The sequence below is a fragment of the Pseudodesulfovibrio hydrargyri genome, from assembly GCF_001874525.1.
In the GTDB taxonomy this organism is placed as follows: Bacteria; Desulfobacterota; Desulfovibrionia; order Desulfovibrionales; family Desulfovibrionaceae; genus Pseudodesulfovibrio; species Pseudodesulfovibrio hydrargyri.
Genome location: NZ_LKAQ01000001.1, coordinates 474,416 through 489,779, shown reverse-complemented (window position 1 = coordinate 489,779; position 15,364 = coordinate 474,416). Strand labels below are relative to the sequence as shown.

Genomic DNA, 15,364 nt, shown 5'->3' with positions numbered 1-15,364 from the left:
ATATGCATATGAGCAAGCTGCAATTGGAATACGAACCCACGTCCGCCTGGGAGGCGTATGCCTCCAAAAAGCACGTCAAGGCCATGGACGCATTGGCCGCCGACTACCTGAAATTTCTGAGCGAATGCAAGACCGAGCGGCTGGTCATGGACTACGTGCGCGCCCGGGTCGAGGGGGCCGGTTTCGTGGACGACCTCAAGGCCCCGCAGGCGTACCGCTTCAACCGCAACAAGACCTGCTTCCTGGCCCGCAAGGGCAAACGGCCCCTGTCCGACGGCTTCCGCCTGGTCGGGGCCCACGCCGACTGCCCGCGCCTGGACCTCAAGCAGCGCCCGCTCTACGAGGACCTGGACATCTGCCTGGCCAAGACCCACTACTACGGCGGCATCCGCAAGTACCAGTGGCTGACCATCCCCCTGGCCCTGCACGGCACCGTGGTCAAGAAATCCGGCGAGGCGGTCTCCGTGTGCATCGGCGAAGACCCGGCCGACCCGGTCTTCACCATCACCGACCTGCTGCCGCACCTGGCCTACAAGGAAGTGACCAAGAAGGTGGAGGACGCCTTCGAAGCCGAGAAGCTCAACGTCATCCTGGGCCAGTCCCCGGTCCCGGCCCCCAAGGTCGACGAGGACAAGGCCAAGGAGCCGGTCAAGCGCAAGGTCCTGGAGATTCTGCACAAGCGCTACGGCATTGAGGAGGCCGACTTCCTCAGCGCCGAGATGCAGGCCGTGCCCGCCGGTCCGGCCCGGTACGTGGGGTTGGACGAGGCCCTCATCGGCGGCTACGGCCAGGACGACCGGTCCAGCGTGTTCTGCGCGCTGGAGGCCCTGCTGGCCGAGCCCGAGCCCGAATACTGCCAGGTGGTGCTCTTCTGGGACAAGGAGGAGATCGGTTCCGAGGGGGCCACGGGCGCCAAGTCCTATTTCTTCGAGTACTGCATGGAGGAGCTGGTTGAGGCCTGGGCGCCGGGCGCGCGCCTGTCCTCGGTGCTGATGAAGGGCTCGGCCCTGTCCGCCGACGTGTCCGCGGCCATGGACCCGGACCACAAGGACGTGTACGAGCCGCTCAACGCCGCCCGCCTGGGCTACGGCCCGTGCTTCAACAAGTTCACCGGCCATCGCGGCAAGGTCGGGGCCAACGACGCCCATCCGGATTTTATCGGCTGGCTGCGCTCCATTTTCGACGGCGCGGGCATCCCGTGGCACATGTCCGAGCTGGGCAAGGTGGACGCGGGCGGCGGTGGCACCGTGGCCAAGTTCCTGGCCGTGTACGGCATGGACGTCATCGATGTGGGCGTGCCGGTCCTGTCCATGCATTCGCCCTTCGAATTGTCCGCCAAGGCCGACATCTACGCCTGCGTCCTGGCCTTCCGCGAGTTCCTGAAGCTGTAGGGGGATTGTGTCCGACTACTCGTTTCTCTGGGGCTTCGGCTTGGTCTGGGCCCTGGCCGTGATCCTGCCCGGCCCCAATTTCCTGGTCGCGGCGCGCAGCGGCCTGACCGCCACGCGCGGCCGGGCGCTGCTTACGGCCCTGGGCATCGCCACGGGGTCCGTGACCTGGGCCTTCTCGGCCATGGTCGGACTGCACGCCCTGTTCCTGGCCTTCGCCTGGCTGTACGGCGCGGTCAAGATCCTCGGCGGCCTGTACCTGCTGTACGTCGGCCTGACCGTGATCCGGTCCGCCTTCGCCCAACAGGAGCGGGCAACGGAGGAGGCCGATCCGGGCCGGGCCGGAGGGTACCGCATCGGGCTGTTGACCAACCTGTCCAACCCCAAGAGCGCGGCCTTTTTCGGGAGCATGTTTTTGACCCTGCTGCCGCAACAACTCGATTCGTTCCAGTCCCTGACCACGCTGGCCCTGGTCTTCGCCATCTCCCTGTCCTGGTATTCCCTGGTTGCCGTGGGCTTTTCCCTGGGCTTCATGCACCGGGGCTACCAGCGTGTCCAAAGGGGGCTGTCGGCCTGCATCGGCTCGCTCATGCTCTTTTTCGGCGTGCGCCTGATCTTCGCCAAGGAATAAGAGAGGGCGGCGGGAACATTTCCGCCGCCCTTTGTCATGCCCCAACGTCGCCACGGTTCTTGTCTTGGGCGGCCCGTTTGATCCAGGGCGTCGGGGTGAGCGGGCGCGGGGACGCCTCCGGCAGGATATCTCGCAGTACCGCGGTTCGCTCGGAAAAACGGCTTCCTGTTGGAATAGGTATTTCATATGCGCAATAACACTGTGTATCAAATATAGATCAACGCGATTGCGGGCTTCCGCTCATGCGGCAAGGTCGTTTCTAACCCCGAATTGCGTCCGAAGCCTTGTTACGCGGCCGGTTTTTTCCTACCATGCTTTCCTGTCGCACCCTCAATTTCAAACAGCACGCAGCGGAGAACACGCATTATGCCCGTCATCATGGGAACCGCCGGCCACATCGACCACGGCAAGACCACGCTCATCAAGGCCCTGACCGGCATTGACTGCGACCGGCTGTCCGAGGAGAAGAAGCGCGGCATCACCATTGAGCTTGGGTTCGCCTTCCTGGACCTCGGCGAAGAGAACCGGCTGGGCATAGTGGACGTGCCGGGCCATGAGAAGTTCGTCAAGAACATGGTCGCGGGCGCGGCGGGCGTGGACTTCGTGGTCCTGGCCATCGCGGCCGATGAAGGCATCATGCCCCAGACCCGCGAGCATCTGGAAATCTGCCAGCTGCTCGGCGTAACCACCGGTCTGGTGGCCCTGACCAAGACCGACATGGTCGACGCGGAGTGGCTGGAGATGGTCAAGGAGGAGGTGGCCGCCTACCTGGAGCCGACCTTCCTCGGCGGCGCGCCCGTCCTGCCCGTGTCCGCCCACACCGGCCAGGGGTTGGACGAGCTCAAGGAGGCCCTGCGCAAGCTCGTGGCCGAGTTCAAACCCAGGCGGCGTTCGGACCTCTTCCGCCTGCCCGTGGACCGGGTCTTCACCATGAAGGGCCACGGCACCGTGGTCACCGGGACCATGATCTCCGGCGACCTGTCCGTGGGCGAGGACGTGATCCTGTATCCGGGCACGGCCACCTCCAAGGTGCGCGGCCTGCAATCCCACGGCAAGACTGTGGAGACGGCCCAGGCCGGACGGCGCACGGCCGTGAACCTGGCGGGCCTGGAAGTGGACGAGGTCCGCCGGGGCGACGTTCTGGCCCGGCCCGGCTCCCTGTTCCCGTCCGACGTCTGGGACATCGAACTGACCGTGCTCGAATCCTCGCGCCTGCCGCTCAAGCACCGCAAGGAGATCCATTTCCATCACGGCGCGCGGGAAGTCCTGGCGCGCATCCACCTGCTCGACCGCGACGAACTCGCGCCCGGCGAGACCGCCGTGTGCCAGGCCCGCTTCACCGAGCCCATGGCCGGTGTCTGGGGCGATCGCATCGTGCTGCGCTCCTTCTCGCCCCTGCGCGCCTTTGCGGGCGGGCGGCTCATCGGCCCGTCCGGGCACCGCGTCAAACGCTTCTCCAAGGATGTGGAGCGGCTGGGGCGGCTGGCCTCGGACCGGCCCGAGGAAGTGGCCGCCGCCCAGTTGGAACTGGCCGGGCCCAAGGGGGTGAATTTCGCCGAACTGCTGACCATGACCAACCTGGAGACCAAGGGGCTGGAAAAGACCTTGGGGGTGCTCGGCGGGCAGCAGCGGGCCGTGCTCTTCGACAAGGAGACCCGCCGCTATGCGGGGGGGGAGACGGCTGAGCGCCTCTCTTCGGAACTCCTGGAATTTCTGGCGGCCTACCACCGCAGGGAGTCCATGAAGCCCGGCGTGCAGCGCGGCGAGTTGGCCTCGTCCTGGGGTCGGGACCTGCCGCCCAAGCTCCTGCATTTTCTCCTGGAGCGGCTGCTTAAGAAGGGCGATGTCGTGGCCGAGCAGGAGGTCGTCCGGCTCAAGGACCACAAGGTCTCCCTGGCCTCGGACCAGGAAAAGGTCCGTGAGACCATCCTGTCCGCCTACACCGAGGGCGGGGCCATGCCGCCCAACCTCAAGGACGTGCTCGAACCGCTGGGCATGGACGCCAAGCAGGCCGGGCCCGTGCTCCGGCTCATGCAGGACCAGGGGGAACTGACGCGCGTCAAGGATGACATGTACTACCACGCACCGGCCCTTGCCGGGATACGCGACGCGGTCGTCGGCTTCTTTGACGGCCGCGACGAGATGTCGGCCCCGGACTTCAAGGAACTGACCGGGCTGTCGCGCAAATACCTCATTCCGGTCCTCGAGTATTTCGACAAGGAAAAATTGACCGTGCGCGTGGGGGACGTCCGCCGACTGCGCAAACGTTCTTGACAGGTCAGGACGCACCCTTTAGGCCAATGCTATGGTAATTCGAGCAATGCACATCGCGGCCGTCCCACTGCTCCTGGCCCTTTTGGCCGGGTGCGCGGCGACCGCCTCCAAGGGGGCGGCCACGAACCGTGGAACGGCCCAGGCCCTGGTGGATGAAGCCACCGTCATGGTTGAAGATTCCCTGAAAGAAGACAAGGACGGGCGGGTCCACCGGCTGATCGGTGAGGCCAAGGGAATCATGATCATCCCGGCCATCGGCGACATCGGCTTCATCTTCTCCGTCGGCCACGGCAACGCGCTGGTGGCCGCGCGCACGGACAACGGCTGGTCCGGGCCGGTCTTCATGTCCAAGTCCTCGGTCGGCTGGGGGCTCCAGGCGGGCGTGTCCAAGGAATCCGGCCTGCTCCTGATCATGGACCAGGACGATGTCCGCTACATCCTGGAAAAGGGCGCGGTGCTCAGCGGCAAGGCCCGGGCCGTGGCCCTGAACGCCCAACTCGATGTCGACCAGACTCCCGAGTTCTACGAGTCCGGAGCAATCTATTTCGTGGGCGAGCGGTCCGGCCTGTATGCGGGCGTGGCCCTGAACACCGGCGGGTTCTCCAACCGCACGAACCTGAACCAGGCCTTTTCCGGCGTGGAAGGCGGCTCGCCCGAGACCATACTCTTCGACAGGCAACTTCGGCCCCATGGCGCGGAACGGCTGCTGGAACTCCTGGACAAGGCCGCATCCGAATCCCAGAAAAACGAAAAGGACGGAACCGAAGTTCCGTCCAATTGAGTCAAACTGGGGTGAGTGATGGGACTTGAACCCACGGCCACCTGGGCCACAACCAGGTGCTCTACCAACTGAGCTACACCCACCGTGTGAGGGGCAGTTTTTAACCAAGCTTTCATCCCCGGTCAAGCAAAAGAATCAAAAAAGGATACACATGGATAAACTTATCATCGAGGGCGGCGTTCCGCTCCAGGGAAGCATCCAGGTCAGCGGCGCGAAAAACGCGGCCCTGCCCATCCTCATGGCCTGTCTTCTGGCCGAGGGAAAAGTCTCGCTGACCAACGTGCCCCGGCTGGCCGACATCCGCACCTCGCTCAAGCTGCTCAACATCCTCGGCTGCGAAACCACCTTCGAGGACAACGCGGCCACCAGCCTGTGCACCGGCCTCAAACCCGAGGCCCCCTACGACCTGGTCAAGACCATGCGCGCCTCGGTGCTCTGCCTCGGCCCGCTTCTGGCCCGGCTCGGCGAGGCCAAGGTGGCCCTGCCCGGCGGCTGCGCCATCGGTGCCCGCCCGGTGGACCTGCACCTGCGCGGCTTCGAGCGCATGGGCGCGGAATTCGAGATCACCGAGGGTTACATCAAGGGGCGCTGCAAGGACGGCCTCAAGGGCGCCAACATCACCCTGGACTTTCCCACCGTGGGCGGCACCGAGAACATCCTCATGGCCGCCGCCCTGGCCGAGGGCGAGACCGAGATCGAGAACGCGGCCCGCGAGCCCGAGGTCGTGGACCTGGCCAACTTCCTCAACGCCTGCGGGGCCAAGATCACCGGCCAGGGCACCAGCGTCCTGCACGTTGAGGGCGTGTCCTCCCTGTCCGGCTGCGAATACCGCATCATGCCCGACCGCATCGAGGCCGGGACCTACATGGTCGCCGCGGCCATCACCGGCGGCGAACTGGAAATCCTGGACTGCCCGTTTCAGGACCTGGACGCGGTCAGCTACAAGCTGCGCGAAATGGGCGTCTGGCTCCAGGAAGAGGACAACTACGTCCTGGTCCGCCGGGCCAACGGGCTGCTCGAAAACGTGGATGTGACCACGCTGCCGCATCCCGGCTACCCCACGGACATGCAGGCCCAGCTCATGGCCCTGATGTGCTTCGGCAAGGGGACCGGCACCATCGAGGAAAAAATCTTCGAGAACCGCTTCATGCACGTCCTCGAACTCGTCCGCCTGGGCGCGGACATCCGCCTCAAGGGCCGCACCGCCATGGTCAAGGGCGTGGGCTCGCTCAAGGGCGCGCCGGTCATGGCCTCCGACCTCCGCGCCAGCGCCTCTCTGGTCCTGGCCGGGCTGGCCGCCGAAGGAACCACCACCATCGAACGCATCTACCACCTCGACCGGGGCTACGAAAACATCGAAGCCAAACTCTCCGGCGTCGGCGCCCGCATCAAGCGCGTCAGCGCGTAGCGCGTTGTATCCATCAAAAAAGGCCGGGCTCCCTTCGGGGACCCGGCCTTTTTTGATGCCTCCGGCGGCCAGAGGGGGAACCTCTTGGAAGAGGTTCCCCCTCTGGACTCCCCCTCCAGAACTTTTTGTGTGCCTTCGGCAGGGGCGTGCGGGAGCGGGTGGCCGTGCGATTTTATGCGATTCTTTGTGCACGTTCAGGCCCTGGCGAAGCGGCACAGGTTGTCTCAATCTGCCGTACACGCGAATGCGTATCCAAAAAGTTTAGGAAGGGAAAGGGGATGGGGGGTTCCGGGGGGAAGGGGAAAGGGAAAGCCCTTTACAAAGGGTTTCCCTTTCCCCTTCCCCCGGCCGCCGGATGCATCCTCCTTCTCTTTCTCAATCTGTCGGTTCCTGGTAACGGAAGGGGGGTGAAGGGTGCCTGCTGGACATATGACGAATCGCTGCCGGGCTTGTTGCCGTGGCAGACCTATGTGCTGGCGTTCACGGTCGGTGTCTTCGCGATCCGGTTCACGGTGGCCGGGGTAGCGGCGTTGTTGCTGCTCCTGGTTGCCGAGGGCGTGCTGCGCGGGCGGGAGTGCCGGGTGCCGGTGTTGGCCGTGGCCTTGTGCGCGGTCTTCGGGTTCGCCTATGCGACCCAGCGCACGCCGGGCTTGCCGGACGGGATGCCCGGCTGGATGGCGGCGCGCCAGGCCGTGGTTCTGGAGGGCACGGTGGACAGGGCCGAGCCGCGTCCGGGCCGCCGGCTGCGGGTGATTCTCGATAAGGTGCGGGCCGACGCGGGACAGGGGGGCGAGCCGTTGCCCGGGAAAATGGCCTGGTTCATCCGCAATCCCGACTATGTGCCGTTGCCCGGCCAACGGGTGCGGACCGTGTCCCGGGTGGTGCCGGTGCACGGCTTCGGCAATCCCGGGCTGTGGGATTACCGCTGGTATTGGCGGCGGCAGGGCGTTTTCTGGCGCGCCTGGCCCGCGAGCCGGGAAAAGCCGGTCTGGTCCGCGCGGCCCGAGTCGTCGCTGGCCGGGATGCGCGGGAGGTTGCGGGAGCTGGTGGCCGACCATCTGCCCCAGACACAGGGCGGGGCCATGGTCCTGGCCCTGACCACGGGCGACCGCTCCCGGCTGGACATGGCCACCATGGACGCCACGCGGGGCGCGGGTCTGGCCCATACTTTGGCTCTTTCCGGGCTGCATGTGGGGTTTGTGGCCGCCATGGGCTGGGGGCTGGCCTACCTGGCCGGACTGCTTTGGCCCGGACTGCTGCTGCGTGTGCCCAGGCCCAAGCTGGCCGTGCTCCTGGCCGCGCCCCTGGTCCTGGCCTATGCCTGGCTCGGGCAGCCGTCGGCCTCGCTCGTCCGGGCCTCGGTCATGTTCGGCTTCTGGGGCGTGCTCCTGCTCCAGGGGCGTGGCAGGGTGCTCATGGACGGGCTGTTCTTCGCTCTGGCGGCCATCGTCTTCGTCTCGCCGCTGTCCTTGTTCGATCTCGGGTTGCAGATGTCCCTGGCCGCCGTGGCCGGGATCGGGCTGCTCTATCCGTTTTTCCGGTTTCTCTTCGCCACCCGGCGCAGGGGAGTGGGGCGGGTGTTTTCGTGGGCCGCCGGCACGCTGGCGGTCAGCGTCTGCGCCACCCTGGCGATCATGCCGCTGGTCTCCTGGTATTTCGGCACGTTCAGCCCCAATCTGTTGCTCAACCTGGTCTGGCTGCCGGTTCTGGGATTGGCGATCATGCCGCTGGGGCTGCTCGGCGCGCTTTTGACCGGCTTTGGCTGGACCGCGCGGGCGGCAGGGCTGCTGCTCGGCCTTGCGGCACGCCTGGCGGACGGGCTGCTCTGGCTGCTGGACGCGGCGCGGTCGAGCGGGTTGACCCCGGTCTTTGCCGTGTTGCGGCCCCTGTGGCCCGAGATGCTCGGCTTCGCGCTGCTCCTGGTCACGGCGGCGGTCTGCCTGCGCTCGACGCGTCGGGTACCGGCGCTTTTGGCCGGGCTCGGGTTCGTCCTGCTGGTCGCGCCGCATGTCTTTGTCATGGCCGAGGACAGCCGCGACCGGGTCGGCCTGACCATGCTCGACGTGGGGCTGGGCCAGTCCCTGGTCGTCTCCCTGCCCGGCGGGCGCCGCTGGCTGGTGGACGCGGGCGGCGGGTCGGCCACCTACGACTTGGGCGAGGCCGTGGTCGGGCCGTCCCTGGCCCTGGGGCGGCCGCCCCGACTGGACGGTATCTTTCTGTCCCATCCGGACGTGGATCACAGTCATGGGCTGCCGTACCTCATCGAGCGGTTCGAAGTGAGGGCGTTGTACACCAATGGCATGCTCCCGCGCGGCCTGACCGGCGAGCGGCTGGACCGGGCCTTGCCCGGCAGCGGCGTCAAGGTCTCGGCCCTGGCCGCCGGGGATGCGGTGGACCTGTCGTCCGGCGCGCGGATGGCGGTCCTGCATCCGGACGCGGAGTTCGCCGGTGCGCGGGCCAACGAGCGGTCTCTGGTCCTGCGGCTGGAGAGGGAAGGGCGGGCGCTGGCGCTGTTGCCGGGCGACGTCGAGACCAGCGGCATCCGGGCCATGCTCGATCGGGGGGCGGACATGGCGGCCGAGGTCCTGGTACTGCCGCATCATGGCAGCCGCAGGAGTTTCGATTCGGATTTTTACGCCGGGGTGCGACCCAAGGCGGTCCTGTGCTCCAACGGCTTCATGAACCGCTACGGGTTCCCGGACCCGGGCGTGGTCGAGGCGGCTTCGGCGGCCGGGGCCGGAGTGTACTCCACGGCGCGAAACGGCCGGGTGGTCTGCTCCTGGGACGGGGGCGGAGGACCTCTCGAGGTGCGGCCCATGCGCGACCCTTGCCAGGAATGTCCGTCTGATATAGAAGTCCGAGTAGAGGGCGAATCCGGTCCCGAGACCGAATAAATATGGAGGCGGTTCGCCCCCGAGCGCCGTCGAGGCAGGCAGATCAGCGCATGAACAACGACGTCAGACAGACATTGCTCGAGGCCGTGGAGCGGATGCCCGCGTTTCCCGAGAGTGTGCATCAGATCCTGGAGCTGTCCGGGGACATCAACTGCTCTCAGAAGGACTTGGTCGAGGTCATCAAGAAGGACCCGGTTTTCACCCTCAAGATTTTGCGTCTGGTCAACTCTCCCTATTTCGGACTGTCCAGGGAGATCTCCTCCATCAACCACGCCAGCGTCTACCTCGGCCTGAACACCCTGAAGAACGTGTCCCTCGGGCTGGCCGCGGTGGGGGCCATTCCCCGTTCCGCCTCGGACCGGCTGGACATGGGCGCGTTCTGGCTCCATTCCCTGGCCGTGGCCGCCTGCGCGTCCATGCTCGGCCGAAAGCTCGGGGTCTCCCGCGACGACGTGGCCAACTATTTCGCGGCCGGGCTGCTCCACGACATCGGCAAGGTGGTCTTCGCCCTGTACTTGCCCGACCGGTTTCAGACCGCCATCCGCCTGGCCGCCGAGCCGGGAAGTTCCCTGCATCGCTGCGAGCTGGAGGTCATTGGGGCCACCCACGCGGACATCGGCGGGCTGCTGGCCGAGAAGTGGCACCTGCCCGGCGAGTTGCGGGAAACCATCGCATCCCACCATTCCATGGGAGAGGGCGGGGACTTCATGCTCACCGACTGCCTGTTCACCGCCAACCAGATCAGCAAGAAGCTGTCCTTCGGCTCTGCGGGCGATTTCCATGTGGAGCCGCTGCCCGCGGGCGTCGTCAACCGGCTGGGCATGACCATGGACGAACTCATCGCGGATTTGCCTTCCCTGGGCGAGGAGGTCGAGAACGCGCGCATCTTCATCAAGCTCGGGGAGTCCCGCTGATGCGCGTCCGGTTCCGGGGCACGCGCGGCTCCCTGCCCGTTCCCGGGCCGGAGACCCTCAAGTACGGCGGCAACACCTCCTGCATTGAGGTGCGCGCCGACGGCGGCGGCCTGCTCGTCCTCGACGCGGGCACCGGCATCCGGGAGCTGGGGGGCGAGCTGGCGGCCGAAGGGCCCGTGTCCTGCGACATCTTCATCACCCACGTCCACTGGGATCATATCTCCGGGCTGCCGTTCTTCATGCCTCTGTTCACGCCCGGCAGCCGGGTGACCGTGCACGGGCCGGGCGATCCGCTGAACATGACCGGCATCGAGGCCGCCCTGTCGCGGCAGATGGAGTACCCGTTCTTTCCGGTGCGGACCGCCGAGCTGGCGGCCGACATCCGATACCGCACCCTGGCCGAGGGCGAGACCGTGGACCTGGGATTCGCCCGGGTCACGCCCCTGCTCATGAACCATCCTGCTCCGAATTTCGGATACCTGGTGCGTTGCGACGGCCGTTCCCTGTTTTTCACCGGCGACCACGAGCCGTTCTCCAACATCTATTCGCCGGGGGACGAGGACTTTAACGTCTACGAGGCCCTGGTGGCCGAGCGCAGGCGGGCCGTCCTCGACCTGCTGCGCGGGGTGGACCTGCTGATTGTCGACGGCCAGTACACCCCGGAGGAGTACCGGCTCAAAAAGGGCTGGGGCCACGGCTCCATGCAGTCGGCCCTGGAACTGGCCCGCGCGGCCGGGGTGGGCATGGCTGTGCTGACCCACCACGACGTGAACCGGACGGACGAGGACCTGGACGGGCTGGACGCCTGGCTGCGGGCCCGCTGGAAGGACCGGGGCGTGCGCTTCGAACTGGCCCGGGAGGGCATGGAGCTCGAACCGTGAGCTGTCGTTCGTGCGCTTTCGGACGGGCCGAACTGTTGCGCTTTTCATGAGAAAATGACATTGAAACATATCTCCAACTCAAGACGATGAGGCTCAGAGGAGGGCGAAAGATGAAAGCGTTGATCGTGGATGACGATTTTTATAGCCGGAACATGATTCACGAAATATTGCGTCAGGTCGCCAAATGCGACATCGCCGTGAACGGCGAGGAGGCCATCGAGGCATTCCGTCGGGGCCTGCTCGACGGGGAGCCCTACGACCTGATCTGCCTCGACCTGCTCATGCCCGAACTGGACGGCCAGCAGGCCCTGCGCGAAATCCGCACCCTGGAGCAGGAGAACGGCGTCAGCCCGCACCGTGAATCCAAGGTCATCGTCACCACCATGCTCGCGGACGAGAAGGAGACGCACGACGCCTTCTTCCTTGGCGGGGCCACTTCCTACCTGGTCAAGCCCATCGACGAGGCCAAGCTCATGGAAGAGATCAAGAGCCTCGGCCTCATCTGAAGCGAACAACGCCAGCGAATTGAAGACGTTGCAGCCGGGTGCCGTGCCTAGAAGCGGCATCCGGTTTCGCGTTGGCGAACGGATTTGAAGTTGGAGCCGTTTTCTAATATGTTAACTCTCTTTGCTCGATACTCACTCCCCCCGCGACCTGGGGGGCTTTTATACAGGATAGGAATTCATGAGCCAAACACTTGGTGTAAAATTCAATGACTACGGGCAGGTGTATTACTTCGGCTCCGGTCCGTTCGTAGTCCGCGAGGGCCAGCACGTCATCGTCAAGACCGACCAGGGCATGGGGCTGGGCAAGGTCATCCTCGTCCGCCAGGCGCCCAAGGAGATGGACGACGAGGACCCCGAGGGGCACGCGGCCATCTACCGGCTGGCCAACGAAAAGGACATGGAGGCCGTGGCCGAGAACGAGGTCCTGTCCAAGGATGCCTTCAAGTTCTGCCGGGCCTGCATCAACACTCACAAGCTAGGCATGAAACTGGTCGACGTGGAGGTCTTCTTCGACCGCTCCAAGATGGTCTTCTACTTCACCGCCCCCGGCCGCATCGACTTCCGCGAGTTGATCAAGGACCTGGTCAAGGAATACCGCACCCGCATCGAGCTGCGGCAGATCGGCGTGCGCCACGAGACCCAGATGCTCGGGGCCATCGGCAACTGCGGACAGATGTGCTGCTGCCGCCGGTTCATGCGCAAGTTCGTTCCCGTGACCATCAAGATGGCCAAGGAGCAGAACCTGTTCCTCAATCCCACCAAGATTTCCGGTATCTGTGGGCGGCTGCTCTGTTGCCTGAGCTTCGAGCAGAAGGGCTACGAGGAATTCCACCGCATGTGCCCGCGCGTGGGCAAGAAGTATCAGACCTCGCTCGGGCAGATGAAGGTCCTTCGTTCCAATTTCTTCAAAAAGTCCTTATCCCTGCTTGACGAGAGCTTCGAAGAGCAGGAAGTTTCCATTGACGAATGGAATGAAATAGTTAACAAGCCGCCGAGCGACGAGGCCAAGGCGGAAGCCAAGGCCCGGGCCGCCGTTCCCCAGGCACGGAGAGGCGGACGACGTCCGCCCCGGCCCGAAACGGGCGGCTCCCAATCCGGCGAGCCCGGCCCGTCCGATTCCGAGAATCCGCCCAGCGCCCGGGAAGCCAGACCGGCGCGGGACGACCGCAAGCGCCGTCCCCGCAAGGAGACGCCGTACAAGGCGGACGCTTCCGAACCGGGGCCCGAACAGGCGGCCTCCGGCCCAGACGCGGGGGAGGCGGACGACGCCAAGTCAAAGCGCGGCCGCAGGCCCAGAAGGCGCAGGCGCAGGCCTCCCAAAAAGTAACGCCCGTCCGGCGGCCGCTTTCGTCACGACAAGGAGAATTCGATTTGCAACGCTTTTACATCACCACGCCCATTTACTATGTGAACGCCAAACCCCACCTGGGCCACGCGTACACCACCACGGTGGCCGATTCCCTGAATCGCTTCCACCGGCTCATGGGCGAGGAGACCTACTTTCTGACCGGCACCGACGAACACGGCGACAAGATCGTCCAGGCCGCGGAAAGCAACGGACAGACGCCCCAGGAGTATGTTGACGTCATCAGCAAGCTCTTCAAGGACCTCTGGCCGAACATGAACATTTCCAACAACGACTTTATCCGGACCACCGAGCCCCGGCACAAGGAAGTGGTCCGTCAGATCCTGCAGAAGGTCTACGACGCCGGAGACATCTACTTCGGCGAATACGGCGGCCACTACTGCTTCGGCTGCGAGCGGTTCTACACCGAGAAGGAACTGGTCAACGGACTCTGCCCGGACCACCAGACCAAGCCCGAGTACATCGCGGAGAAGAACTACTTCTTCAAGATGTCCAAGTACCGCGACTGGCTCCTGGAGCACATCAACCAGAACCCCGACTTCATCCGGCCCGAACGCTACCGCAACGAGGTCGTGTCCCTGCTCGAGTCCGGCGAACTCGAGGACCTGTGCATCTCCCGGCCCAAGTCCCGCCTGACATGGGGCATCGAACTGCCGTTCGACGCCGACTACGTGACCTACGTCTGGTTCGACGCGCTGATCAACTACGTGGCCGCTCTGGGCTGGCCCGATGGTGAGAAGTTCAAGAAATTCTGGCCCGTGGCCAATCACATGGTGGCCAAGGACATCCTCAAACCCCACGCCATCTTCTGGCCGACCATGCTCAAGGCCGCCGGCATCGAGCCGTACCAGCACCTCAACGTGCACGGCTACTGGCTGGTGGAAGACACCAAGATGTCCAAGTCCATCGGCAACGTGGTCGAGCCCCTGGCCATGAAGGACGCCTACGGCCTGGACGCCTTCCGCTATTTCCTGCTGCGCGAGATGTCCTTCGGCCAGGACTCCAGCTTTTCCGAAAAGGCCCTGGTCGGCCGCCTCAACGCGGACCTGGCCAACGACCTGGGCAACCTGTTCAACCGCACCCTGTCCATGACCCACAAGTACTTCGGCGGCCAAATCCCCCGCCCGGACGTGGAGGACGTGGTCGACGCGGAGATCAAGAAGATCGGCCAGGACGCCATGCAGTCCTTCCAGGACTTCTTCTCCGAGCTGAAGTTCTCCCGCGCCCTGGAAGGGCTCTGGGAATTGGTGCGCGGCCTGAACAAGTACATCGACGAGACCGCGCCCTGGGCCCTGTTCAAGGCCGGGAACACCGGGCGGCTGTCCACGGTCATCTACGTGCTCCTCGAGAACATGCGCAAGATCGCCGTGCACCTGTGGCCGGTCATGCCCGAGGCGTCCGAGAAGATGCTCGAACAACTCGGCATCGCGTTTGCCCCGGAAAAGGTCAACCTGCCCAAGGAACTGGACGTCTGGGGACTGATCGAGTCCGACATCACCGTGGCCGAGACCTCCAACCTCTTCCCCCGCGTGGACCTGCCCGCCGAGGAAGCTCCGGCCGAGCCAGCCAAGAAGGCCAAGAAGACCCCCAAGAAGGACAAAGCCGAGGAAACCGTCTGCGAGATCGAGTTCGAGGATTTCCAGAAGCTCGACCTGCGCGTGGGCACGGTCCGGGAGGTGGAGAAACACCCGGACGCCGACCGGCTCCTGCTGGTCAAGGTCGATACCGGCGACAAGGACCTGCGCCAGGTGGTCGCGGGATTGGCCGATTATTTCGAGCCCGCCGACCTCGTCGGCAAACAGGTCGTGGTGGTCGCCAACCTCAAGCCCCGCAAGCTGCGCAAGCAGCTCTCCCAGGGCATGGTCCTGGCCGTCAAGACCGACAAAGGGATGGAACTCCTCACCCCCACCGGCCAAGTCCCCCCGGGCAGCAAAGTCAGCTAGCCACGGTAGTGACACATATCAAACGAAAGGGCCCCGCATTGCGGGGCCCTTTCGTTTGGATGCCTCCGGCGTCCAGAACTTTTTGTGTGCCTTCGGCAGGGGCGTACAGGAGCGTTTTGAAGTGCTCTTTCTCATTGTTTTTGGGGTAGTCGGACTTGGAGCAATCGCACGTCTCTTCTCGACCCACCGCACGCGCGCATGCGCAAACAAAAAGTTTAGGAAGGGAAAGGGGATGGGGGGTCCGGGGGAAGGGAAAGGGAAAGCCCTTTTCAAAGGGTTTCCCTTTCCCTTCCCCCGGCCGCCGGAGGCATGCCTTTTGGCAAAGTGTTTGCAATAATCGTTGTCAGGTATGCCCGGGGTGTCAAAAAACGGGCGTCC

Annotated in this window: 11 protein-coding genes and 1 tRNA gene; 11 read left to right on the top strand and 1 reads right to left on the bottom strand. The window is 65.0% G+C overall.

Annotated elements, in window-relative coordinates; genetic code table 11:
* The first annotated feature begins 8 nt into the window (after positions 1-8).
* From BerOc1_RS02390 to BerOc1_RS02375, 4 genes are all read left to right on the top strand, one after another.
* A complete protein-coding gene (locus BerOc1_RS02390) occupies positions 9-1,391 on the top strand; it encodes an aminopeptidase (RefSeq protein WP_084641008.1) in 1,383 nt (460 codons plus the stop codon).
* 7 nt (positions 1,392-1,398) lie between these two features.
* On the top strand, positions 1,399-2,019 hold the full coding sequence (locus tag BerOc1_RS02385; RefSeq protein WP_071544114.1) for a LysE family transporter: 621 nt from the start codon (positions 1,399-1,401) through the stop codon (positions 2,017-2,019).
* A gap of 366 nt (positions 2,020-2,385) precedes the next feature.
* Entirely contained in the window at positions 2,386-4,293 is a 1,908-nt protein-coding gene (selB, locus tag BerOc1_RS02380) for a selenocysteine-specific translation elongation factor (protein ID WP_071544113.1), read from the top strand.
* A 31-nt stretch (positions 4,294-4,324) separates the two neighbouring features.
* Complete coding sequence (locus tag BerOc1_RS02375) at positions 4,325-5,074, top strand: lipid-binding SYLF domain-containing protein (RefSeq protein ID WP_084641006.1); 750 nt, start codon at positions 4,325-4,327, stop codon at positions 5,072-5,074.
* A 7-nt stretch (positions 5,075-5,081) separates the two neighbouring features.
* Here BerOc1_RS02375 and BerOc1_RS02370 read toward each other — a convergent pair.
* Positions 5,082-5,157 (bottom strand) — tRNA-His (locus tag BerOc1_RS02370).
* Between the two features lie 68 nt (positions 5,158-5,225).
* On the opposite strand from BerOc1_RS02370, the gene murA reads away from it, so the two are divergent.
* The 7 genes from murA to metG all read left to right on the top strand — a co-directional run bounded on the left by murA (position 5,226) and on the right by metG (position 14,986).
* Complete coding sequence (gene murA, locus BerOc1_RS02365) at positions 5,226-6,482, top strand: UDP-N-acetylglucosamine 1-carboxyvinyltransferase (RefSeq protein WP_071544111.1); 1,257 nt, start codon at positions 5,226-5,228, stop codon at positions 6,480-6,482.
* 407 nt (positions 6,483-6,889) lie between these two features.
* On the top strand, positions 6,890-9,376 hold the full coding sequence (locus BerOc1_RS02360; protein WP_242652829.1) for a DNA internalization-related competence protein ComEC/Rec2: 2,487 nt from the start codon (positions 6,890-6,892) through the stop codon (positions 9,374-9,376).
* A gap of 50 nt (positions 9,377-9,426) precedes the next feature.
* On the top strand, positions 9,427-10,290 hold the full coding sequence (locus BerOc1_RS02355) for an HDOD domain-containing protein (protein WP_071544110.1): 864 nt from the start codon (positions 9,427-9,429) through the stop codon (positions 10,288-10,290).
* On the top strand, positions 10,290-11,171 hold the full coding sequence (locus BerOc1_RS02350) for an MBL fold metallo-hydrolase (protein WP_071544109.1): 882 nt from the start codon (positions 10,290-10,292) through the stop codon (positions 11,169-11,171). Before BerOc1_RS02355 ends, BerOc1_RS02350 begins: the two co-directional genes overlap by 1 nt.
* A gap of 110 nt (positions 11,172-11,281) precedes the next feature.
* Positions 11,282-11,677 carry a response regulator gene (locus BerOc1_RS02345; protein WP_071544108.1) on the top strand — a complete coding sequence of 132 codons (396 nt, stop codon included), beginning with the start codon at positions 11,282-11,284 and terminating at the stop codon, positions 11,675-11,677.
* Positions 11,678-11,855: 178 nt separating this feature from the next.
* The gene (locus BerOc1_RS02340; RefSeq protein WP_071544107.1) at positions 11,856-13,004 is read left to right on the top strand and encodes a PSP1 domain-containing protein; all 1,149 of its coding nucleotides are present in this window, start codon (positions 11,856-11,858) and stop codon (positions 13,002-13,004) included.
* Positions 13,005-13,048: 44 nt separating this feature from the next.
* Entirely contained in the window at positions 13,049-14,986 is a 1,938-nt protein-coding gene (gene metG / locus BerOc1_RS02335; RefSeq protein ID WP_071544106.1) for a methionine--tRNA ligase, read from the top strand.
* The last annotated feature ends 378 nt before the right edge of the window (positions 14,987-15,364 follow it).

What these genes read in the sequence shown, in the direction of transcription:
- BerOc1_RS02355 (WP_071544110.1), top strand. Translation starts at nt 9,427, where the DNA reads ATGAACAACGACGTCAGACAGACATTGCTCGAGGCCGTGGAGCGGATG.
- BerOc1_RS02350 (WP_071544109.1), top strand. Translation starts at nt 10,290, where the DNA reads ATGCGCGTCCGGTTCCGGGGCACGCGCGGCTCCCTGCCCGTTCCCGGG.
- selB (WP_071544113.1), top strand. Translation starts at nt 2,386, where the DNA reads ATGCCCGTCATCATGGGAACCGCCGGCCACATCGACCACGGCAAGACC.
- BerOc1_RS02375 (WP_084641006.1), top strand. Translation starts at nt 4,325, where the DNA reads ATGGTAATTCGAGCAATGCACATCGCGGCCGTCCCACTGCTCCTGGCC.
- BerOc1_RS02390 (WP_084641008.1), top strand. Translation starts at nt 9, where the DNA reads ATGAGCAAGCTGCAATTGGAATACGAACCCACGTCCGCCTGGGAGGCG.
- BerOc1_RS02345 (WP_071544108.1), top strand. Translation starts at nt 11,282, where the DNA reads ATGAAAGCGTTGATCGTGGATGACGATTTTTATAGCCGGAACATGATT.
- BerOc1_RS02340 (WP_071544107.1), top strand. Translation starts at nt 11,856, where the DNA reads ATGAGCCAAACACTTGGTGTAAAATTCAATGACTACGGGCAGGTGTAT.
- murA (WP_071544111.1), top strand. Translation starts at nt 5,226, where the DNA reads ATGGATAAACTTATCATCGAGGGCGGCGTTCCGCTCCAGGGAAGCATC.